This window comes from Microbacterium sp. ZW T5_56 (assembly GCF_044987425.1).
Taxonomy (GTDB): domain Bacteria; phylum Actinomycetota; class Actinomycetes; order Actinomycetales; family Microbacteriaceae; genus Microbacterium.
Window position 1 is genome coordinate 81,846 of record NZ_JBJDRI010000011.1, and the last position, 20,974, is coordinate 102,819.

The window sequence follows — 20,974 nt, forward strand, 5'->3', positions numbered from 1 at the left end:
GTCGGTTCAGGGCTTGACGATGCGGATCACGCCGGTCTCGGCGGCCACCTTGCGGCGGTGAAGCATCCGCTGCTCGGGAAGCGAGAGGTCGAAGACGACGGCCAGCAGCCGTACTCCCGCCGTCACCAGGATGCCGAGGATCGCGGCCGGGCCGAAGGCCATGCCGAAGGCGTTCGCGACGACGATCGCGACGCACCCGACTCCGGCCGCGACCGCGTACAGCGAGCCGACATGCATCACCGCGACCGGCAGCCCCATGATCACGTCGCGCAGGACCGATCCACCGACCGCGGCGCAGACGCCGACGAAGATCGCGGGAACGATGGGGAGGCCCAGTCCCAGCGCTTTGGTGGTGCCGAAGGCGCCGAACATGCCGATCGCGAAGGCGTCGAGCACCACGATGATGGCGTTGGCGCGGTGCAGGAGCCCGGCCAGAAGCATGCCGACGAGTGAGGCGCCGCTGGCGGCGATCAGATACCAGTTGCTCTGCAGCGTGGCCGGCGCAACTCCGAGCATGAGGTCGCGGATGAGACCGCCACCCATTCCCACCAGCACGCCGATCAGCGCTACGCCCAGGAGGTCCAGGCGCCGCTGCCCCTGGAAGCCGGCGGCGAACATCGCCCCTTGCAAGCCACCCAGACCGACGGCGGTGAGGTCCGCCCACAGCGGGATCATGAACGCATCCTGTGTCACTCCTCCATTCTCGTCTTCTCCGGGCACGGCTGCGGCCTTGCATCCGACCGTGTCCAGCGCACGGGGATAGGTTGGGCGCATGCCGATGCGTCACACGAGACTCTCCGACACCAGTACCGAGATCACCGCGGGCCTGGAACGGATCCGCACCGAACTCGCGTTGCCCGACGGGTTCTCGGAGGCCGTCGAGAAGGAAGCGGCCGCGTCCGTCGCCGCGATCGCGCTGCCGGACGCCGATCTCACCGATATCGAGTTCGTGACCATCGATCCGGAGGGCTCTCGCGATCTCGATCAAGCGCTGCACATTGCTCCGGACGGCGACGGACACATCGTGCACTATGCGATCGCCGACCTGCCCGCTGTCGTCCCTGCTGGTGGCGCTGTGGACACGGAGTCTCACCTCCGCGGGCAGACGCTGTACGCGCCGGACGGCTCTGTACCGCTGCACCCCCGCATCATCAGCGAAGACGGCGCGAGCCTGCGCGAAGGCCGCGTGCGCTCCGCGTACGTGTGGCGGATGCACCTGGACTCGGACGGAAACACCGTGCGCACCACGTTGCAGCGGGCGCGCGTGCGCAGCCGGTCGCAGCTGTCGTATCGCGAAGCGCAAGAGCGGATTGCGGCCGATGACGGGCTGCTTGCGCCACTGCGCACGGTCGGGGAGCGGCGACTGCGCCTTGAGGCGGCGCGCGGTGGGGCATCGCTCGACATGCCCGAGGAGGAGATCGTCCACGCGCACGGCTTCTGGCGCATCGAGCGGCGGGACCTGTTGCCGGTGGAGCAGTGGAACGCGCAGATCTCGCTGATGACCGGCATGGAGGCCGCGAACATCCAACTGGCGGCCGGTGCGGGCATCATCCGCACCATGCCGCGTCCGGCTGCCGCCGACATCGACCTCTTCCGTGCCCAGGTGTCCGCTCTCGGCCTGGTGTGGGCTGCGGGGCAGACCTATGGCGAGTTCCTGCGCGGGCTGGATCGGGAGCGTCCCACGACCCTCGCGGTGCTGAGCGCAGCGCGTCGTCTCTTCCGGGGCGCGGGGTATCGCGTGATCGACGGACCGCTCTCCGAGGCGGACGCCGTGCACGCAGCGATCGGTGCACCGTACGCGCACACGACCGCACCGCTGCGTCGTCTGGTGGATCGCTATGCTCTCGCGCACTGCGAGGCGCAGGCGAACGGAAACCCGGTCCCGGCCTGGGCCACGGCGGGACTGGCGGAACTGCCGGGCATCATGCAGCGCACCGGACAGCTGGCCGGGCGCCTGGAGCGAGAATCGCTCGATGTGGTCACAGACGCGATCCTCGCCCCACTGGTGGGGCACCGGTTCGACGCGATCGTGATCGAGCAGCGCGGTGAGAAGCCGGCGCGGATCGAGCTGGTGGCGCCGCCGCTGGAGACCGACGCGCGCGTCACCGCGCCGGCCGGCACCCGCATCCGCGTCAAGCTCGACAGCTTCGACACCGAGAAGGGCCAGCCCACCTTCGTCGTGGCAGACGACTGACACCCGTGTCCGCGGCCGCAGTGTCCGTGGTGCGACCGATAATGGACTGTGCCCACCTATCGAGATGAAGCCGTCGTGCTGCGAACCCACAAGCTGGGTGAAGCCGACCGCATCGTCACGATGCTGAGCCGCCGCCACGGCAAGATCCGGGCGGTCGCGAAGGGGGTGCGGCGCACATCGTCTCGGTTCGGCGCACGACTGGAACCGTTCATGGTGGCCGACGTGCAGCTCTACGCCGGGCGGTCGCTGGATACGGTGCAGCAGGCGGAGTCGATCGGCTCCTATGGGGCAGAGATCGCGGTGCACTACGACCGTTACACCGCCGCCCACGCGATGGTGGAGGCGGCGGATCGGCTGGGTGATGCCGAGGCCACAGCGCAGCAGTATCTGCTGCTGGTCGGGGGACTGCGTGCTCTCTCGCGCGGCGAGCACGCCTCACGATCGATCCTCGACTCGTATCTGCTGCGCGCGATGTCGCTGTCCGGATGGGCGCCGGGACTCGACGACTGTGCCCGCTGCGGGGATCCGGGTCCGCATCAGATGTTCATGGCGCAGGCGGGCGGCATGGTGTGTCGTTCGTGCGCGCCCGCGGGAGCCGCCCGCGTCGAACCGGCCACCATCGAGTTGTTGCGTGCCCTGATCCAGGGCGACTGGGAGCAGATCGACGCAGCGTCCCACCGCGAGCACGCGGCCGCCGCCGGACTGGTGGCGGCATATACCCAATGGCATCTGGAGCGCGGTATCCGCTCCCTGGCACACGTGGAGACTCCGTGACCCCGAAGCCCTACACGCATCGGGACGCCGTCCCGTTTCGTCCGGTCGACTGGACGGGCGAGTATCCGCCGGCGTATCCGAAGGGCAGCGTTCCGCAGCATGTCGCCGTCGTGATGGATGGCAACGGTCGGTGGGCGAATCGACAAGGACTCTCCCGCATCGAGGGTCACAAGGCAGGCGAAGCCGCGCTGCTGGACGTTGTCGCCGGTGCGCTGCAGGCGGGTGTGAAGCATCTGTCGGTCTACGCGTTCTCCACCGAGAACTGGGCGCGATCGCCCGAAGAGGTCCGCTTCCTGATGGGCTTCAATCGGGACGTGCTGCACCGCCGGCGTGACCAGCTCAACGAGTGGGGAGTGCGCGTGCGATGGGCGGGTCGTCGACCGCGGCTGTGGCGCTCGGTGATCTCCGAACTCGAGTACGCGCAGGAGCTCACGAAGCACAACTCGGCGCTCACCCTGACGATGTGCGTCAACTACGGCGGCCGTGTCGAGATCGCCGACGCGGTGCGCTCGATCGCGGATGACGTCTCAGCGGGACGCCTGCGGCCCTCCGCGGTGACGGAGAAGCTGATCGCCAAGCGGCTTTACCAGCCCGATATGCCCGACGTCGACCTGTTCGTGCGATCCTCCGGTGAGCAGCGGACCTCGAACTTCCTGCTCTGGCAGTCGGCCTACGCGGAGATGGTGTTCCTCGACACACTGTGGCCCGATTTCACGCGCCGTGACCTCTGGCGCGCGATCGACATCTACACCGGTCGTGAGCGTCGTTTCGGCGGTGCCGTCGACGTCCCCGACGCCACGGCCTGACGCGAGACACCCCTCTGCGGTCGAGAAACCCCGCGATGCGGGGTTTCTCGGACTTGCTTGGGTGTCTCGCGGGGTGTCTCAGGGGAAGACGAGCTCGGCGTCCGTGTAGAGGTACAGGCGCTGCAGCGACGTGCCGAAGGGCTTGAGCGCGAGGCAGGACTCGTCGGTGGTGCAACGCGACACCGGATCGTCCTCGGAGTAGATCCGGAACGCGTCGATCTTCAGACGGAGATCCTGGCCCTCGACGTTGGCCTCCAGGTCGCGCCCGGGGTATCCGACCGCGTAGCGGACCGTTCTGGCGTCGTAGCCCATGCCGATCCACGCGGCGCGCACGAGAGAGCCCACGGCACCGTGATCGGAATGGTCGGGACGCCGCGGGTCGTCTCCCACGTGCATCGTGGCTTCGGTGGGAACCAGCGTGATCAGCTGGTGCGGCTGGAAGGCGGCGATGATCTCCTGCACACTCGCCAGCAGCTGATCACGCGTCACGATCGCACCGGTGTCCACCTGGGTCATCTCGGAGATCGTCCCGGCGTTCATCGACGCCAGCGAAGCGCGTCCGGTGGCGTCGAACCCAGAACCGTTGAGGTTTCCATCCGGAAGGCGAAGGAGGGTGATGGTGAGGCGCGCATCGTCGGCCGGGGCGATCACTGTGGCGTGCATTCCGGTCAGGAGCGTGACATCCCGCGTGGTCCACTCGACCCCCGAGACGCCGCGCATCGCGTCGTACGCGTTGCGCAGTCCGCGTTCGCGACCCTCGACATAGCCCATGCCCTTCCCGGCGTCGCCGGCGGTGAGAAACACCGTGTGCACGCACTCACCCGAGCGCAGCGCGGTGATGAGCTGCGGGTTCGCGAACAGCAGGTCGTCGTCGTAGTGCGCCATGATCGACACCGTCGTTGATGCGCCGTCGGGGCATGGGGCCGCGAGAGGGGAGACAGGCTGCGGGGCCTCGGTCGGCGTCGCTTCGACCAGGGGAGTCGGTGCGCTCGTGGGGGCGTCGGGGGTGAGCGGCGGGATCACGGGAGCACTCGCGGGGGTCGCACATCCGCCGAGGACAAGTGCGACGACGATGGCCGCTGTGCCGAAACCCGCTCGTATCGCTCCACGAATTCGTCCTCTTCCTGACGCGCCGGTCCGCACGGTCCGATCTCCCCCTGATAGCACTGTCAGCATCCTCGCACAGCAGATCGAAAGGAAGGTGTGCGATCGGCTGTGTGTCTACCCTACGGCGGCGACGACACGCCGAGGAGTGCGACGGCTGACCAGGATGCCCACCACGATGACCGCGCAGCCCACCGGCTCGTTCCAGGTGATCGCCTCGCCGCGCACCAGCGCGCCCAGGGCAACGCCGACGACGGGGGAGAGATACGTCACTGTCGACGCGTTCGTGGCTCCCCAGGCGGTGATGACGTTCGTGTTCCACACATATGCCAGGCCTGTCCCCAGCGCTCCGAGCGCCAGCATGCTCACCACCACAGGCCAGGTCAGCGTGACGGGAGTCAGGGCGGTGAACGGCGCGACGAGGAGCATCACGACGGCAGCGATGCCCACCTGCATCGTCGCCACGGGGACCGCGGGCAAGCGCAGCGGGGTCACGTAGCGGCGGAGGTAGACGAACGCGATCCCGTAACACAGTGTGGCACCGAGACACGCGGCTTGAGCGAGCACGGCGTTCTCACCTGAGAAGCCATGCCAGGGTCCGAGGACGAAGATGACGCCGGCGAATCCGAGCAGCAGGCCGATCAGTCGCGGTGCCGTCAGTCGTTCCTCTCGCAGCGCCAACAGAGCAACGAGCATCGTCATCAGCGGCGTCGTCGCGTTGTAGATGCTGGCGAGGCTCGAGTCGATGAACTGACCGGCCCACGAGTAGAGCAGGAACGGGATCACACACAGCAGCATCGCCACCACGCTGAGGTGAGCCCAGGTGCGTGGTTCGCGGGGGAAGCGTGCTCGAGTGACGGCGCAGACGGTGAGCAGCACGATCGTGCCGATGCCGACGCGTCCCAGCACCACCTGGACTGGACTGAGTCCCCGCACAGCCTCGGCGATGAAGAGGAAGCTGGAACCCCAGATCAGCGCGGTGGCGATGAACTGAGCCAGGATGCCGATGCTGCGCGGATTCATCACCCCAGTCTGTCGGTACGCGGCGCGGAGCGCTGGCGGGAATCCGACATCGCACCGCGGAATCCTGCCGAAGCTGCCCCTATGAGAGCGCCGCGACGAACCGCGCTGTCTCCCGCGGGTGCCCGAACCGCACGATGCGCAGGTGGGGATGCTCCGATCTCAGCATCGGGATGTACGTGTCCCGCCACATTCGGTGCGTGCGCGCTTCCCAGCGCAGCAGATGGTCCTCATCGGTGAACGCGTGCCAGAGCGGCGGCTCGATGTTGCCGGTGCCGGGCCACACCTCGCGGCGGCTGAGGCTGCGCTTCACGGTGCGGCGGATCAGTCGGGTGCGAGCGATCCGTCGCGGGTAGTCGAGCCACAGCAGCAGCTGGCCGCGCTGCGCCAGGAGCATGCCCACCCCGGAACCGAGGTACTGCAGTTCGCTCACCCACCGATCGCGCGAGGCGATCTCGGCGACGTCCTGCTCGAACTGCGGTCGCGGCGTCCAGTTCGGACCCCAGTGCAGGCGGTCGAGTTCCGTGTAGGGCAGATCTAGATGCTCGCTGACGGCGCGACACAGGGTCGACTTGCCGATCCCCGTGACCCCGCACACGAGAACGCGTTCGTGTCGGGGTGCTCTGCTCACCGCGGGAGGTTGGCTTCGATGACCTCGACGATGCTCGGGTCATCCGGACGCATCTGCGGACGGAAGCGGTGGATGCTGCCGGCGGGCGTGAGGACGAACTTCTCGAAGTTCCAGAGCACGGGACCGCGCTTGCCCTCCTCGTCCTTGGCCTTCTTCAGCGCCTTGTACAGCGGCGCGGCACCCGGGCCGTTGACCTTGACCTTGTCCTCGATCGGGAAGCTGATGCCCCACGTGACCGAGCAGTACTCCAGGATCTCCTCCATGCTGCCCGGCTCCTGTCCCAGGAACTGGTTGCACGGGAAGCCGAGAACCGTGAAGCCGCGGTCTGCATAGTCGCGCTGCAGCTGTTCGAGCTGCTCGTACTGAGGGGTGAGACCACACTTGGAGGCCACGTTGACGATCATCACGACGTCGTCGGAGAACTCGGACAGAGTGTGCTCGCTGCCGTCGGCAGCGAGGAACGGGATCGCGCGCAGATCTGTGGTGGTGTCGGTCATTCTCCGAGCCTACGACCGTCTCGGACTGCAGCGGCGCTCCTGGTCCGCGACTCTGGAAGAATAGGGGAGTGAACACGATGCTGGCAGAACAGAACACGGCGGATTCCGCCGCAGCGCCGGCCTTGCGCATCGGACCGATCGAGCTGGATGCTCCCGTGGTCCTCGCACCCATGGCCGGCATCACCAACACGGCGTTTCGACGCCTGTGCCGCGAGTACGGTGCCGGTCTGTACGTGAGCGAGATGATCACGTCGCGCGCGCTCGTGGAGCGCAACGCGGTCACGATGCGCCTGATCACGCACCACGAGTCCGAGACGCCGCGGTCCATCCAGCTTTACGGCGTCGACCCGAAGACGGTTGCCGAGGCTGTCCGCATCATCGTCGCCGAGGATCGTGCCGATCACATCGATCTGAACTTCGGCTGCCCCGTCCCGAAGGTCACCCGAAAGGGCGGTGGTTCGGCGCTTCCGTGGAAGCACTCGCTGTTCAACGAGATCGTCACCCAGGCCGTCCGGGCCGCTGAGCACCTCCCACTCACCGTGAAGATGCGCAAGGGCATTGACGAGGACCACCTCACCTATCTGGATGCGGGGCGCATGGCGGAGAACGCCGGCGTGGCAGCGATGGCGCTGCACGGTCGCACCGCGAGCCAGATGTACTCCGGGCACGCCGACTGGTCGGCCATCGCGAAGCTCAAGGAGACCGTCACCTCCGTGCCGGTGCTCGGCAACGGCGACATCTGGTCCGCGGAAGACGCCCGGCGCATGATGGCCGAAACCGGCTGCGACGGTGTCGTGGTGGGTCGCGGCTGCCTCGGCCGACCGTGGCTGTTCGGCGAACTGGCTGAAGAGCTGGGGCACGTCGCGAGCCCGAAAGTCGATGCCACCCTCGGCTTTGTCGCGAACGCCTTCAAGCGCCACGCCGAACTGCTCGTGGAGTTCTTCGAAGATGAGGGACGCGGCTGCCGTGACATCCGCAAGCACGTCGCCTGGTACTTCAAGGGGTACCCGGTGGGTGGCGACACCCGCGCCGCACTGGCCACCGCCTCGAGCCTGCAGGAGATCGACGACCTGCTCGGTACGCTCGACCTCGACGCACCCTATCCGGGCGCGGGAGCCGAAGGCCAACGCGGCCGGGCGGGAACGCCGAAGCGCACCGTCCTTCCTGATGGCTGGTTGGAGTCGCACGACATCGCGTCCGATCACCGGAGCAATTTGACCGAGGGAGAAGCGGACACCAGTGGCGGCTGAGCAGACGTCGAGCGCCGGCCGGCGTATCTCCGAGGGATATGTCGCCGCCGACGTCGAGCGATTCCACGGCGAGACCCACCGATCCGAACGTGACGACTTCGCGCGCGACCGCGCACGGGTGCTGCACTCGGCGGCCTGGCGACGTCTGGCCGCAAAGACCCAGGTGCTGAGCCCGGCGAGCCCGGCTGACTTCGCGCGCAATCGTCTGACCCACTCCCTCGAAGTGGCCCAGGTGGGTCGCGAACTGGCGACGAATCTGCGACTCAACCCGGACGTCGTCGATACCGCCTGCCTCAGCCACGACCTCGGCCACCCGCCGTTCGGTCACAACGGCGAGCGCGCCCTGAACGACTGGGCTTCGGGCATCGGAGGGTTCGAGGGCAACGCGCAGACGCTGCGCATCCTCATCCGCCTGGAGCCGAAGGTGATGGACGAGACCGGGACGGCGTATGGACTGAACCTCACGCGGGCCAGTCTGGATGCCTCGTGCAAATACCCGTGGACGGTCGATGCACCCGTTCCCGATCCGGGTGGTCGGCTGAAGTTCGGCGTCTATCCCGATGACGAGCCGGTGTTCCGCTGGATGCGCGAGGGTGCCCCCGGGCGCGTGCGGTGTATCGAGGCGGAGGTCATGGACCTCTCCGACGACATCGCCTACTCCGTTCATGACTTCGAGGATGCGATCGTCAACGGCTACCTCAACCCCGCGCGGCTGTCCGACCCGGCGGAGCACGAGGCGCTGGTGAGCGCGATCCAGTCGTGGGTGGGCTATGACTTCACCCGCGACGAGCTGGATGACGCGCTGTACCGGCTCACTCGTCTCCCGGTCTGGCTGCGCAGCTTCGATCACTCCCGCGCGGCCCTGGCGCGGCTGAAGAACCTCACGTCGGAGCTCATCGGCCGGTTCGCGCGCGCGGCCACGTCAGCCACGCGCGAGGCGTACCCGGTGGAGGTCATGACGCGCTATCACGCGCACGTCGTGGTCCCGCGGGTCGTGGAGGCGGAGGTCGCCGTGTTGAAGGGCATCATCGGCGCCACCGTGGTGTCCATCGAGGGTCGCAAGTCCATCTATAAGGAACAGCGACGCGTGCTGAAGCGCCTGGCCACCGCGCTCTGGCAGGACGGTGCGCACGCGCTGGATCCGGTGTTCGCCGCGGACTTCGGTGATGCCGTGGACGACACCGCGCGCAAGCGGATCATCGTCGACCAGGTGGCGAGTCTCACCGACCAGACGGCGCTGGCCTGGCACCGTCGCTACGTCGGCGACATCGACCCTGCGGACGTCGGCATCTGGTCGCCCGGATTCGGTGTCGGAGACCGGCGGCCCTGATGGTCGGACGCATCTCGCAGGCGGACGTCGAAGAGGTCAAGTCCCGCACCAACATTGGCGACATCATCGGGGAGCGGGTGGCGCTGCGCTCTGCCGGGGTCGGTTCATTGAAGGGGCTCTGCCCGTTCCATGATGAGAAGAGTCCGAGCTTCCACGTCCGCCCCCAGGTCGGCTTCTACCACTGCTTCGGCTGTGGTGCCTCCGGCGATGTGTACACGTTCCTGCGCGAGATGGATCACGTCACGTTCACGGAGGCGGTCGAGCGGTTGGCCGCGCGAGTCGGCATCACGCTGCACTACGAGGAGGGCGGGGGGCCCGCTCCCGAGACCAGCGGACGATCGCGCCTGTATGCCGCGAATGCCGCGGCGGCCGAGTACTTCCGAGCGCAGCTGGGGACCGCAGAGGCCGAAACCGGCCGCCGGTTCCTCGGTTCGCGCGGGTTCGATGCGGGAGCTGCGGCGCATTTCGGCGTGGGCTACGCACCGCGCGGCTGGAACGGATTGCTGGACGCGATGCTCACCCAGGGATTCACTCGGGACGAGCTCAGCGCAGCCGGACTCGTCTCCTCCGGGCAGCGCGGTGTGTATGACCGTTTCCGCGGCCGCGTGATCTGGCCGATCCGTGACGTCACAGGTCAGACCATCGGGTTCGGCGCCCGCAAGCTGTACGACGACGATCAGGGCCCCAAGTATCTGAACACCCCCGAGACCACCATCTACAAGAAGGCCCAGGTGCTCTACGGCCTGGATCTCGCCAAGCGGGACATCTCTCGCGGCGACCCGAAGCGCGTGGTCGTGGTGGAGGGCTACACGGATGTGATGGCTGCGCACCTCGCGGGCGTCACGACCGCGGTCGCCACCTGTGGCACGGCGTTCGGCACGGATCACATCACCGTGCTTCGACGGGTCATGGGCGATGAGTCTGCGGCGGGCGAGGTGGTCTTCACCTTCGACCCGGATGCCGCGGGTCAGAAGGCTGCGCTGCGGGCGTTCGGTGAGGCGCGGCGGTTCCAGGCGCGCACGTATGTGGCGGTGGGGCCGGACGGCCTGGACCCGTGCGATCTGCGCCTGGAGCGCGGCGATGCAGCCGTGCGCGCGCTGATGGACGCCAAGGTCCCGATGTTCGAATTCGTCATCGACCGCAAGCTTGAGGGCTTCGATCTGTCCAGTGTGGAGGGCCGTGTCGCGGGCCTTCGCGCCGCGGCGCCGATTCTCGGTGACATCTCCGATCCCGCGGTGCGCAGCGGCTATGAGCACGTGCTCGCGCGCCGGCTGGGCAGCGATCTCACCGACGTGCACCGTGCCGTGAGCTCGGCAGCGCGTCGCGAGAAGCAGCGCGAGGAGAAGGGGCCGGGGGAGCCGGCACCCGAGACAGGACCCGAGCCGATCCAGCGCGTCACGCTGGCCACCCTCCCGCGGACGGGTGATGTGATGCGCGAACGCGATGCGCTGATGGCGTTCCTGCAGTATGGGCATCAGATGGACACCCCTCTGCTGGTGCGCGCGCTGAGTCGTCCTCTGCTGCATCCGGGGCTCGAGGCGATTCGCGTGGCGATCCTGTCGGTCTCGGATCGGTCGCGTCCCGGGTGGGCGATGACCGCGATCGAAGCCGTGCGTGAGCCATATCGTGTACTGGCTGGTGAGATGCTCGCCGCGGAATTCCCGGCGCGAGACGAGCAGTCTGCGCTCGCCGCGGCAAACGACCTGGCTCTGGCGCTGGTCGAGCGTCAGCTGCGCGCGGAGAAGACGGAACTGCTGAGCGCCGTCCAGCGCGTGCCGGCGGAATCCGAAGAGGGCCGAGCGCTGCGTGTGCAGCTCCGGGATCTCGACATCGAGACGCGTCGGCTGCGCGGCGAGTAGCGCTTACCCCGTTCGTAGGTCAGGATGGACGCATGGCACGACGTCAGGACGAGTCCGCAGCCATCCGCGCAGACGATCTCAGCATCGGGGGACCCGGGGGTCTGCGCATTGTCGATGGGGTCTCCTTCTCCGTAGCGCCCGCCGGCACTCTCGTGGTGTCCGGTCCCACCGGCTCCGGCAAGTCCACGCTTGCGAGCGTCTTCGCCGGTGAGGCAGCCGACGGCGTGAGCGTGATCGGAGGCTCCGGCGAGGTGGCGGGCGTGAACGTTCGTCGTCCGGGACGTCGGGGCCGCCGCGAGTGGGATTTCCGCACCGGTTACCTGCCGCAGAGCGCAGGCACCGCGATGCCTCCGCGGCTGACCGTGGGGGAGCACATCGCCTTTCCCATCACCAGCCGTGATCGGAATGTGAACCACACGGCGCTGTCCGTGCGCATCGCCGCCCTGCTCGATGAGATGCATCTCCCGCTGGGTGCTGCCGACAAGTACCCCTACGAGCTCAGCGCCGGCATGCTGCAGCGGATCGCCTTCGCACATGCCGTCGTGCTCGATCCGAAGGTGTTCGTGGCCGACGAGCCCATGGCGAACCTCGATGTCGAGGTGCGCCACGTGGTGTATGACGCGATCCGTCGTCGCCAGCGTGCCTGGGGGATGGCGTCACTCCTGGTGACCAACGACCCCGACCTCGCACGTGAGCTCGCCGCCGACACGATGACGCTCCGTGCCGGTTCCGTGGTCGCCGTCGGCGATCACACCACGATCCCGCGGCCGCCGTCCACGTCGGCGATCTCGACCATCCCCGCGCGCTGATCAGCGACACTCCCGGGTCTCTTGCCATGTTCTGAGGCGATGGAATTCTTTGCTAGAGTTGATGTGTCGCCGCCACGGTGGTGATGATCCTCCATAGCTCAATTGGCAGAGCAATCGGCTGTTAACCGATAGGTTCTTGGTTCGAGTCCAAGTGGGGGAGCAGTAAACTCCCCGAAGCTCACGCTTCGGGGAGTTTTTCGTGCGGCGAAGACGCGGCGACGCGGCTCTGGCACCTGCCGGCGTGCGTCAGCGGGTGTCGCGAAAAGAGGGCATCGCGTCGAAAAGAGGACGACAGCAGTCGTGTCGTCCTCTTTTCGCGACGTCGTCCTCGTCTCGCGACATCGCCGTCACCTCGGCCGCGCGCGAAGCCGTCGACTCAGCCACAGGTCGCGAGCGCGGGGGCGGAGCCGCGGGCACGGCACCGTCACGCCGGCGGTGTGGCGTCTCGCCAGTAGGTCTGCACTGAGGCACCCGTCGCGAGGCGAACGATGTGGCGGGGACCGTAGCCCAGTCGTTCGTAGCGCGCATCGTTCGCGGGATTCGACGATTCCAGGTACGTCGGGATGCCAGCGGCGTCGTACTCGGCAAGCGCAGATCGCAGCAACGCCATGCCGTAGCCGCCGCCCTGTGCCTCCGGCGCGACGGCCAGCAGGGTGAGATACGCGTGGGGTTCGCTCGGGCGAGCGGCCACGAACTGGGCTCCGGCGCGATTTAGGGCCGCGGCCGCCTCGGTACCGAGCAGTTCGTGGATGAGGGCGTCGTAAGCGGGGTGGGCCTCGGGGGAGATCTCCTCTGCGCCTGGCGGATACCACACGGACACGGCGCGAAGCGGGCTCGCTTCGGTATCATCGCGCTTCTCGTCAAGCACGCGGGACTCCGAGAAGCGAAGCGCCTCGGTGATCATGAAGCGCCAGTAGGCGCTGGCGACCTCGGGGCGTGTGGAGGGGTCGGGGAATGACGGACCCCAGACAGGGTCATCGAAGAATGCAGACGTCACGATGCGCGTCATCTCATCGATGTCGGAACGAAGCGCCCGGCGAGCGGTGGGCTCGTCTCTCACAGTCAATCCTCGCTCCGAGTTGGTGGGGCTCGCCTGGACACGGGCATGCGGCCGGCGACGATCTCCTACGATACTGGGCTTGCGCCACCTCGCCGGGTGCGCGAGACCTCACAACACAGGGCCGCCCCGTGCGTCGAAGCCCGCGCACCCGCGAGTGAGCTATCGCCGCCGGACTATGCGCCCGCGCTGCTGAGCAGAGCGACAGCCTGAGCGAGGCGCTCGGCCACAGCGGCAGGCGCGACGCCCAGCAACTGTTGAGCGCTGCGGTCCGCCGAGATCACATGGCCCGAGAGCATGTTGAGCGCCTGGTACAGACCGACGACAGGCCCCGTGCTTTCGGCGCCGAACAGCGGCAGGATCAGGGTCCCGAAGTGCTCCGGGTCAATCGCCTCGTACACCACGTCGCGCCCAACCAGCGTCGCGAATGCGCTTGCGAGGTCGTCGCCCGTGAGCGCCGGAAGATGACCGACCGACACCACTCCCGTGATGGCCGTATCGGTCAGCAGACGCACCGCGACCTCGGCCACATCTGCGTGGGAGCTCCACGACACGGGGTAGTTCGAGGGCAGGGGATAGCGCAGCACTCCCGCCTCCTGCGCGGGACCCGCGACGACAGGAAGGAGAAGATTCTCCAGGTAGAGGCGGGGAGCAACGACCGCCAGAGATGTTCCCGAGCTGCGAACACCGTCGACGAGCTTGCGGATCGGGCTGGTCGCGTCAGCGGCGAGAGGCGATGCGGGGTCATCGACGATCTGCCCGCTGGTGGAGATGACGACGCGTCGCGGCGTGGCGATTTTCATCGCCGTCACGATCGCGTCGGCGTAGCGGTCGATCTGATCGGGGCTGCCGAGCGGGAGATGGACGAAGACTCCCTCGGCATCGTGATAGGCGGCGGCCAGCGACACGGCGTCGCCCAGATCGACGCGCACGGTTCGCACTCCGTCGGGCACGCCAGCGGGGGTGCGCACGGCGGCCGTGACGGGCAAGCCGGAATCGAGAAGTCGGGACAGGACGGGGGCGCCTTGGGCGCCGGTTGCGCCGTGAACGATGTAGGTCATGGCTCTATTAGTGCATGTGATGCACCGGTTACGGCAACTGCACTAATGGCGTATTCTGCAAACTGTGAGAAATGATCCCCTGCCCGAATGTGGCGTTGCGCGCTTCCTGATTCTGCTGGACGGACCCTGGGCCACATTGATCGTGCGCGAGCTGCTCCACGGGCCACACCGGTTCACCGAACTGCGCGAGGCGCTGCCCGGCATCAGTGCGCACACCCTCACGCACCGGCTGCGGGGGTTCGTTGCACATGGGATCGTCACGCGTACCGCCTTCGCCGAGATCCCTCCGCGCGTCGTGTATGAGCTCACCGAGCGCGGACAGCAGCTTCGACCCGTTCTCGACGCCATGAACGAGTGGGGGATCAACACTCCCGACGCGGTGTTTACGGGCGTCTGATCGAGGAGTCATTTGACATACCGCCCGTGCGGTTTTATAGTTGAGGCCGGGAGGCGCACATGACTGGTCGCACAGCAAAGGGGGAGGACACTCGACAGAGCATCCTCCAGGCGGCCAGTGAGGTGTTCGCTCGCCGCGGTTACGCCGGCGCACGGATGGAAGAGGTGTTCGAGGCGGTCGGTCTCACGAAGGGGGCGGTGTACTTCTACTTCCCCTCGAAGGAGACTCTGGCTCGGGCAGTGGTCGAACATCACAAGCAGCGATGGCTGGCCCTGGGGGAGGAGGAGGTCGCGCGTCACAGCGATCCGCTGGTTCAGTTCCGGGAGCTGGCGCGCCTGCTCATCACGCTGTCGGCATCCGATGCCGCCGGGTGGAGCGTCGTGCGTCTGGCTGACCAGCTGCCCTCCTCCGGTGAACCCTCGGAAGTTGGGGCAGGCAATCCTCTGGTGGACTGGATCGAGCTCATGGCGGGCATCATCCAGCGAGGTCAGGATGTCGGTGTGTTCGCGGCAACGCACCCGGCTGCCGATCTCGGCTTCGTCGCGGTTGCAGCCTTCGACGGCTTGAAGACGGCGTCTGACGCCGTCTCCCCGGGTGACATGGCGGAGTTTCGGCGCCGAGCGGAGATCCTGGTCGGCACCCTGGAGAGCGCGCTGCGCGGATAACGCTTCCGGCGTCCGTCAACTATTCATTTGTCTACAAAATAAACCATCTATGCGGTTTGGAGAAAACACATGCACACCCTCATCACGGGCGCTTCGTCGGGAATCGGTGAGGAGTTCGCCCGACAGTTCGCGGCACGCGGGCACGATCTCGTCCTTGTCGCGCGGTCGCGGGACCGTTTGGAAGACCTCGCCACGAGGCTGCGTGCGCAGCATTCGATCGCGGTGACCGTGGTGCCGCTCGACCTCGCGCAGCCGGGGTCCGCCGCCCAACTGCATCATGCGACCGTCGAGCTCGGCCTCGAGATCGACACGCTCGTCAACAACGCCGGCTTCGCCACCCACGGCGATCTGGCGGACGCCGATGCGGACCGGCTCGCGGCGCAGATCCAACTCAACTGCGGCACCCTCGTCGCGATCACGTCGCTGTACCTCCGCGCGATGAAGCAGCGCGGGCGGGGAACGGTGATCAACGTCGCCTCGACCGCGGCGTTCCAGCCGGTGCCACACATGGCCGTCTACGGCGCGACGAAAGCCTTCGTCCTCTCCTTCACTGAGGCGCTCTGGGGTGAGGTGAAGTCGCAGGGAATCCGTGTTCTCGCCGTCTGTCCCGGTGCGACGGATACGCCGTTCTTCGACGTGGCGGGCGAGGCGGCCGCTGCGGGATCGAAGCGCACGCCGCAGCAGGTTGTCGCGCGGGCCTTCGCCGCGCTGCGCAGCAACAAGCCGAGCGTCGTGGACGGTGCCGCGAACGCGCTCGTCGCCCGACTCGCCACGCGTCTTCTTCCCAAACGAGCACTCATCGCCGTCGCTGAACGCAGCGTCCGGCCCTAACTATTCACGTCAGGATCAACCACTCATGAACGCCAACACACCCCAGTCCACTGAAAACCCGATGCGACGTCGCCGGCGCGGCCGGATCGCCCGGCGCGTCGGCGTCATCGCCGCCGCGGTGGTCGCCGCTGCCGTGATCGCGGTTGCGATCGTGCCATCCCCGATCGACGCGGTCGCCTGGGCTCCGGCCCCTGCTCCCGCCCCGTCCGACGACCGCTCGCTGAGCAACCCCGATACGGTGACCGACGCGGTCGCTCACGCCGAGTTCCTGGCCTTCGACGCCGAGGGGCAGCTGTACTCGGGCGATGAGACCGGCTCCATCTTCCGCACCACGTTCGACCAGGACGACAAGCCGATCGCGACGACCACCTTCGCGACGACGGAGGGTCGCCCCAATGGCCTGGCTTTCGCTCCGGATGGCACCCTTTACGTCGCGGACATCGAGAAGGGACTGCTCGCCGTCGACCCTGAGGGGAATGTGACAACGCTCGTCGACCGAGACAGCCCCGCGAAGCTCCTCCAGGCGAATGAAGTGGTGGTGACCGCAGAAGGACAGGTCTATGTCACGGACACCACCACCTATCCCTCGGTATCGCTGGTGGAAGTGCTGGAGCACCGTCCGCACGGTCGGCTCCTGCACTATGACCCCGATACCGGCACGACCGAGGTGCTCATGACCGATCTCTACTTCGCGAATGGTGTGACCCTCTCACCGAACGAGGACTCGCTTCTCGTCGTGGAGACCTACTCCTACGATGTGCTCCGATACTGGCTCTCGGGTCCTCGGGCCGGGCAGCAGGAGGTCTTTGCCGAGAATCTCGTTGGCTTTGCTGACAACATCACCACGAACGCCGACGGAACGTACTACCTCGGCATGTTCACCGAGCGGGTTCCGCTCGTCGATACGCTCCACACGACGCCGTGGCTGAAGAACACGATGGCCAAGATCCCCGAGAGCGTGTTGAACGGCATGTCGGCCCCCACCGCGGCCGGTGTGGTTGTGCAACTCGGCGCCGACGGGAGTGTCGTCCGGACCCTGGCTGATCCTGCGGGCGACACTTTCGGGGTCACAACCGCTGTGGAACGGGATGGCTGGCTCTACCTCGGCACGGCACCGGGGGGAAGCGCAGGCATCCACCGAGTCGCGCTCGCTGCCAAGGAGTGAAGCACGCCCCTCGCGGTTCGTTCGTTCAGCGCCCTGCCCGGACGAACCGCGAGGGTTCACCCCCGATGCGTGTCAGCAGAAGCCCGAGCGTCAGCTGAACGAGTGCGCCACCCGCGAGGATTCCCAGCACCGGCGTCCACGAACCGGTGGCCTGGTGGATCGCGCCGGCACCGAGTGGCCCGACCGTTGCAAGCGTGTAGCCGACCGATTGGATCACACTCGACGCGCGCGCGGAATCTGCCGCGTCGCGCCCGAGTCCGGCGATCAGCACCAGGGCGAACGGGAACGCGCACATGCCGAGACCGAGGCACGCTGCCCACACCTCGGGCAGTGCCGTGGGTGCGAACGTCAGGCCGGCCACGCCTGCGATCGTGGCGGCGGCGATCAGCGTGAACCCGATACGCATCCGCACCGGGGTGCGGGTCAGCGGGACCACGAGCACCGTGGCCGGGGCACCGACCGCCATCATCACGGCGAGCAGGACACCGGCGCGTTCCGACGAGAGTCCGGAGCTGACTGCGATGCTCGGCAGCCAGCCCATCAGGATGTAGCTGAGCAGCGACTGCGTCGCGAAGAATCCGGCGAGCAGCCAGGTGCCGCGCGGCAAGGGCCGGCGCCCGGACTCCCCATCCGGGAGCGGAGCGTTGGTCGTCCGCCGGGATGCACCGAGCGGCATCGCGAAGGCCCACACACCCACCGCGATGATTGCCGGCACCGCCCACACGGCCAGTCCGATCGAGGCGCTGTCGAACGCTGTCGCGATCGGCACGGCCGCTGCCGCAGCCGCAGCGGCGCCGATCGACATCGCCGTCGAGTACACGGTCGTGATCGGCCCGATGTGTCGGCCGAAATGTGCGCGAACGACCGCGGGGAGCAGGATGTTGACGATCGCGAGACCGGAGGTGGCGATCACGGTTCCCGCCACCACGATCCACGGCGAGGGTAGTGCGCGCATCAGCAGGCCCGTGGTCAACACGATCATCCCGAGTCCGATCGTTCGCTCCACGCCGAGGCGCGCCGACAGTCGCGCCGTGCTCAGTCCCGCGATGGCGAAGACCGCAGTGGGGACTGCGGGCACGATCACGACCGTGACGTCGGTGAGTGCGCCACTCTCGGTGAGTGCCGTGAGCAGCGCGGAGGTGCTCGTGATCGCGAGTCGCAGGTTGAGGGCGACCAGGACCAGGGCGACCACCATGAAGGCCAGTCGACTCCGGCTCGGTACGGGGGAGTCCGTCATATTCATCCAAACGTCTAACGTCTAATCATTGAGCCGTACTATCATTGCATGCATGACCCTTACTCCGGTTCGCCAGAGCTCCCTGAGCGATCAGGTCGTCGACCGACTCCGCAGCGAGATCGTGGAGGGTCGCTGGCCCGTCGGCGAGCGCATCCCCCCGGAGCCGGAGCTGATGGAGAGTCTCGGCGTCGCTCGCGGCACCCTGCGTGAAGCGCTGCGGGCGCTGCAGTACAGCGGCATGCTCGACATCCGACGCGGCGATGGCACGTTCGTCAACGCTCGCAGCGAGGTGCCGGGAGCGCTCGCCCGTTCCGGCGGAACGCTCGCGGACGTGTTGGAGGCTCGCGCCGCCCTCGAGCCGCAGCTGGCGCGCCTTGCCGCGCTGCGCGCCACGGCCGCGGACATCACCCTCATCGAGACAGCGCTCGCACAGCGCGCGATAGCGCATCCCGACCACTGGGCCTCATCCGACGCGTTCTTTCACGAAGCCGTCGCGCGCGCCGCGCACAACCCGATCCTCTTCGAGGTGTATGCAGCCCTACTGCCCCGACTGCAGGAATCGGTTGAGGCGGCGATTCGCCGCTCCGGCTTCCAGGTGGATGATCCGCGCGGGCACGAAGAAGTTCTGGACGCGATCATCCGGCGCGACCCCGACGCCGCCAGCGCGAGTGCGGCGGCGAATCTCGCGGCGACCGAGCGCTGGGATCTCGAGGAACGTCAGGGCCTGGCGACTTCCTGACGGCATGACGTCGCGGTCGCCATCCAGTCACGCGGCGGCTGCCCGCTCAGATGCGCTGGGCAGTGCGCCTACTGAAGGCGCAGAGGGCGCTGGATCGCCACGGACGTCGCGAGCGCCTCGTCCAGCACGCCGATCAGGGATCGACCATCCGCGGTGACGTGGTAATCGCGAAGCGTGCGGATGGTGGCGGCTATACGGTCACCCCACGGAGGAGTCTGTTCGGGGTGTTTCGCATCCCAAACCAAGTCGGCGACAGGGAGCGCCTGCAGCCCCACAGCGACGTCTGCGAGCTCGTTGCGGGCACGCACGGCATCTTCAGACGCTAACTCGCCAGACGAGTAGAGGGCGGCGAGGGCGGGGAAGTCGCGACCGCGCTGTCCGCTCTCGAGCCGCACCTCAATGGTGTCGAAGAACGACCCGAGGAACGAGGCGGTGCCCACCGGATAGGCAATCGGCCCGACGCGGAAGGTGAGCATGCGCATCAGGGTAGCCGATCGCGCAGAACCCGCCACCGTGGTCAGACGCGGCGCTCCCTGCCCATCGCTCGGCCCTCGATCCAATACGCCTGGATGTGAACGGACTTCCGGTTACCCGGGGCTCGCTCCTTCACAACCGGACGCAGCGCCTTCAGCGAGCCCGTCTCACCGACGGCCCACACCTGCATGCCAGGAGACAGCATCTCCGCTGCCGCCCGAGCAAGGGAGCTCGATCCGTCACGCGGAATCCAGCGCACCTCGGCGCCCGGGTGGGGCGTGAGGGGGATCAGCTCGTCCTCGTCGTGCGAGCGCTCCAGCAGCACTCGCACCTCCCGCTGCGGGTCGAGTGAACGGAGGATCGAGTTGATCGCGGGTACCGCTGCCGCGTCGCCGATCAGTATCAGCCCAGATGCGTCGGGTGCTGGCGCGAACGAGGTGGACCCCAGCGACTGGGCGATGACCCGATCACCCGCGCTCGCGGACGACGCCCATGCCGACGCGGGGCCAGCCGGCTCGTGCAGGAGGAAGTCCACATCGATGCGTGCCTCGGGCACGTCCGCCGCTGAGATCGTGTAGGCACGCTGGAACTCCACGCCGGTCAGGGGATCCTCGATCCAGAGCCGGATCCACGCCGCGGGGGAGTCTGTGGCCTGCTGGAACAGCGTGGGAGCGTCGAAATGCACCCGGGCGAAATGCGGAGCGAGCCGGGTGGTGCCACGCACTGTGAGGGCGTGCTCTTTCGCGCCGAGGGCACGGAGGACCGCTCCGTCAAATCCGTGAGGCATCGGTGTGCTCCTGTCTTGATCGGGCGCTCGCGGACACTCGGGAGCGCCACCGCGGCTCACTGTGCGGGCGATTGGTCGGGTCCGCGTAACGTGTTCACCCTAGTAAAGCTATTTAGGTTAGGCAAGCCTTACTTGTACCGATCGGTGAATGCCTTCAGAAGACATACGAAGGCGGGCCCGTCGCTGTCGCGACGGGCCCGCTCTTGTTTACCGCTGTTACTGCTGGCTGGTGCGGCGGCGTGCGATGATCGCACCCGCTCCGGCGAGGAGCAGCAGGGCGGCGAGGC

At 67.5% G+C, this 20,974-nt stretch carries 22 protein-coding genes and 1 tRNA gene; 13 read left to right on the top strand and 10 right to left on the bottom strand.

The features are described from left to right. Positions 1-6 precede the first annotated feature (6 nt). A complete protein-coding gene (locus ACI3KU_RS07415) occupies positions 7-693 on the bottom strand; it encodes a trimeric intracellular cation channel family protein (RefSeq protein ID WP_404921662.1) in 687 nt (228 codons plus the stop codon). A gap of 79 nt (positions 694-772) precedes the next feature. Between ACI3KU_RS07415 and ACI3KU_RS07420 the strand changes: the two genes are divergently transcribed. The 3 genes from ACI3KU_RS07420 to ACI3KU_RS07430 are packed head-to-tail and all read left to right on the top strand — an operon-like array spanning position 773 to position 3,774. Continuing rightward, the gene (locus tag ACI3KU_RS07420) at positions 773-2,194 is read left to right on the top strand and encodes an RNB domain-containing ribonuclease (RefSeq protein WP_404921663.1); all 1,422 of its coding nucleotides are present in this window, start codon (positions 773-775) and stop codon (positions 2,192-2,194) included. A 48-nt stretch (positions 2,195-2,242) separates the two neighbouring features. Continuing rightward, a complete protein-coding gene (recO, locus tag ACI3KU_RS07425) occupies positions 2,243-2,968 on the top strand; it encodes a DNA repair protein RecO (protein WP_404921664.1) in 726 nt (241 codons plus the stop codon). Continuing rightward, the gene (locus tag ACI3KU_RS07430) at positions 2,965-3,774 is read left to right on the top strand and encodes an isoprenyl transferase (RefSeq protein ID WP_404921665.1); all 810 of its coding nucleotides are present in this window, start codon (positions 2,965-2,967) and stop codon (positions 3,772-3,774) included. The genes recO and ACI3KU_RS07430 overlap by 4 nt, the downstream gene beginning before the upstream one ends. Before the next feature lie 78 nt (positions 3,775-3,852). On the opposite strand, the gene ACI3KU_RS07435 is transcribed toward ACI3KU_RS07430, so the two are convergent. From ACI3KU_RS07435 to ACI3KU_RS07450, 4 genes are all read right to left on the bottom strand, one after another. After that, positions 3,853-4,797, bottom strand: coding sequence for a PIG-L deacetylase family protein (locus ACI3KU_RS07435; protein WP_404921666.1), 945 nt, complete (start codon positions 4,795-4,797; stop codon positions 3,853-3,855). Between the two features lie 198 nt (positions 4,798-4,995). Continuing rightward, positions 4,996-5,901: a DMT family transporter gene (locus ACI3KU_RS07440; RefSeq protein ID WP_404921667.1), complete on the bottom strand. Its 906-nt coding sequence runs from the start codon at positions 5,899-5,901 to the stop codon at positions 4,996-4,998. Between the two features lie 79 nt (positions 5,902-5,980). Beyond that, on the bottom strand, positions 5,981-6,529 hold the full coding sequence (locus tag ACI3KU_RS07445) for an AAA family ATPase (RefSeq protein WP_404921668.1): 549 nt from the start codon (positions 6,527-6,529) through the stop codon (positions 5,981-5,983). After that, positions 6,526-7,026, bottom strand: a complete 501-nt coding sequence (locus ACI3KU_RS07450; protein ID WP_404921669.1) for a glutathione peroxidase — start codon at positions 7,024-7,026, stop codon at positions 6,526-6,528. The genes ACI3KU_RS07445 and ACI3KU_RS07450 overlap by 4 nt, the downstream gene beginning before the upstream one ends. Positions 7,027-7,103: 77 nt before the next feature. On the opposite strand from ACI3KU_RS07450, the gene dusB reads away from it, so the two are divergent. The 5 genes from dusB (at position 7,104) to ACI3KU_RS07475 (ending at position 12,434) form a co-directional block, all read left to right on the top strand. Further along, complete coding sequence (dusB, locus tag ACI3KU_RS07455; RefSeq protein WP_404921689.1) at positions 7,104-8,276, top strand: tRNA dihydrouridine synthase DusB; 1,173 nt, start codon at positions 7,104-7,106, stop codon at positions 8,274-8,276. Then, on the top strand, positions 8,266-9,606 hold the full coding sequence (locus ACI3KU_RS07460; RefSeq protein WP_404921670.1) for a deoxyguanosinetriphosphate triphosphohydrolase: 1,341 nt from the start codon (positions 8,266-8,268) through the stop codon (positions 9,604-9,606). Before dusB ends, ACI3KU_RS07460 begins: the two co-directional genes overlap by 11 nt. Further along, positions 9,606-11,465, top strand: coding sequence for a DNA primase (gene dnaG, locus ACI3KU_RS07465; RefSeq protein ID WP_404921671.1), 1,860 nt, complete (start codon positions 9,606-9,608; stop codon positions 11,463-11,465). Before ACI3KU_RS07460 ends, dnaG begins: the two co-directional genes overlap by 1 nt. Before the next feature lie 32 nt (positions 11,466-11,497). Further along, a complete protein-coding gene (locus ACI3KU_RS07470; protein WP_404921672.1) occupies positions 11,498-12,274 on the top strand; it encodes an ATP-binding cassette domain-containing protein in 777 nt (258 codons plus the stop codon). Positions 12,275-12,361: 87 nt separating this feature from the next. Next, positions 12,362-12,434 (top strand) — tRNA-Asn (locus ACI3KU_RS07475). A 264-nt stretch (positions 12,435-12,698) separates the two neighbouring features. Here ACI3KU_RS07475 and ACI3KU_RS07480 read toward each other — a convergent pair. Together ACI3KU_RS07480 and ACI3KU_RS07485 are read right to left on the bottom strand one after the other, a co-directional pair. Beyond that, positions 12,699-13,334, bottom strand: coding sequence for a GNAT family N-acetyltransferase (locus ACI3KU_RS07480; protein ID WP_404921673.1), 636 nt, complete (start codon positions 13,332-13,334; stop codon positions 12,699-12,701). A gap of 173 nt (positions 13,335-13,507) precedes the next feature. Further along, on the bottom strand, positions 13,508-14,392 hold the full coding sequence (locus ACI3KU_RS07485; protein WP_404921674.1) for an SDR family oxidoreductase: 885 nt from the start codon (positions 14,390-14,392) through the stop codon (positions 13,508-13,510). A gap of 64 nt (positions 14,393-14,456) precedes the next feature. Here ACI3KU_RS07485 and ACI3KU_RS07490 point away from each other — a divergent pair, with 64 nt between their 5' ends. From ACI3KU_RS07490 to ACI3KU_RS07505, 4 genes are all read left to right on the top strand, one after another. Further along, positions 14,457-14,789, top strand: a complete 333-nt coding sequence (locus ACI3KU_RS07490; RefSeq protein ID WP_404921675.1) for a winged helix-turn-helix transcriptional regulator — start codon at positions 14,457-14,459, stop codon at positions 14,787-14,789. A 59-nt stretch (positions 14,790-14,848) separates the two neighbouring features. Then, positions 14,849-15,454, top strand: coding sequence for a TetR family transcriptional regulator (locus tag ACI3KU_RS07495; protein WP_404921676.1), 606 nt, complete (start codon positions 14,849-14,851; stop codon positions 15,452-15,454). Between the two features lie 69 nt (positions 15,455-15,523). Beyond that, positions 15,524-16,285 carry an SDR family NAD(P)-dependent oxidoreductase gene (locus ACI3KU_RS07500; protein WP_404921677.1) on the top strand — a complete coding sequence of 254 codons (762 nt, stop codon included), beginning with the start codon at positions 15,524-15,526 and terminating at the stop codon, positions 16,283-16,285. Between the two features lie 25 nt (positions 16,286-16,310). After that, the gene (locus ACI3KU_RS07505; RefSeq protein WP_404921678.1) at positions 16,311-17,450 is read left to right on the top strand and encodes an SMP-30/gluconolactonase/LRE family protein; all 1,140 of its coding nucleotides are present in this window, start codon (positions 16,311-16,313) and stop codon (positions 17,448-17,450) included. 25 nt (positions 17,451-17,475) lie between these two features. On the opposite strand, the gene ACI3KU_RS07510 is transcribed toward ACI3KU_RS07505, so the two are convergent. Next, positions 17,476-18,687, bottom strand: coding sequence for an MFS transporter (locus ACI3KU_RS07510; RefSeq protein ID WP_404921679.1), 1,212 nt, complete (start codon positions 18,685-18,687; stop codon positions 17,476-17,478). Positions 18,688-18,739: 52 nt separating this feature from the next. Between ACI3KU_RS07510 and ACI3KU_RS07515 the strand changes: the two genes are divergently transcribed. Continuing rightward, positions 18,740-19,426: a FadR/GntR family transcriptional regulator gene (locus ACI3KU_RS07515; protein WP_404921680.1), complete on the top strand. Its 687-nt coding sequence runs from the start codon at positions 18,740-18,742 to the stop codon at positions 19,424-19,426. Between the two features lie 68 nt (positions 19,427-19,494). Here the strand turns inward: ACI3KU_RS07515 and ACI3KU_RS07520 are convergent, their stop codons facing one another. Together ACI3KU_RS07520 and ACI3KU_RS07525 are read right to left on the bottom strand one after the other, a co-directional pair. Next, a complete protein-coding gene (locus ACI3KU_RS07520; RefSeq protein ID WP_404921681.1) occupies positions 19,495-19,908 on the bottom strand; it encodes an Imm70 family immunity protein in 414 nt (137 codons plus the stop codon). Positions 19,909-19,943: 35 nt separating this feature from the next. After that, on the bottom strand, positions 19,944-20,687 hold the full coding sequence (locus ACI3KU_RS07525; protein WP_404921682.1) for a siderophore-interacting protein: 744 nt from the start codon (positions 20,685-20,687) through the stop codon (positions 19,944-19,946). Between the last annotated feature and the right edge of the window lie 287 nt (positions 20,688-20,974).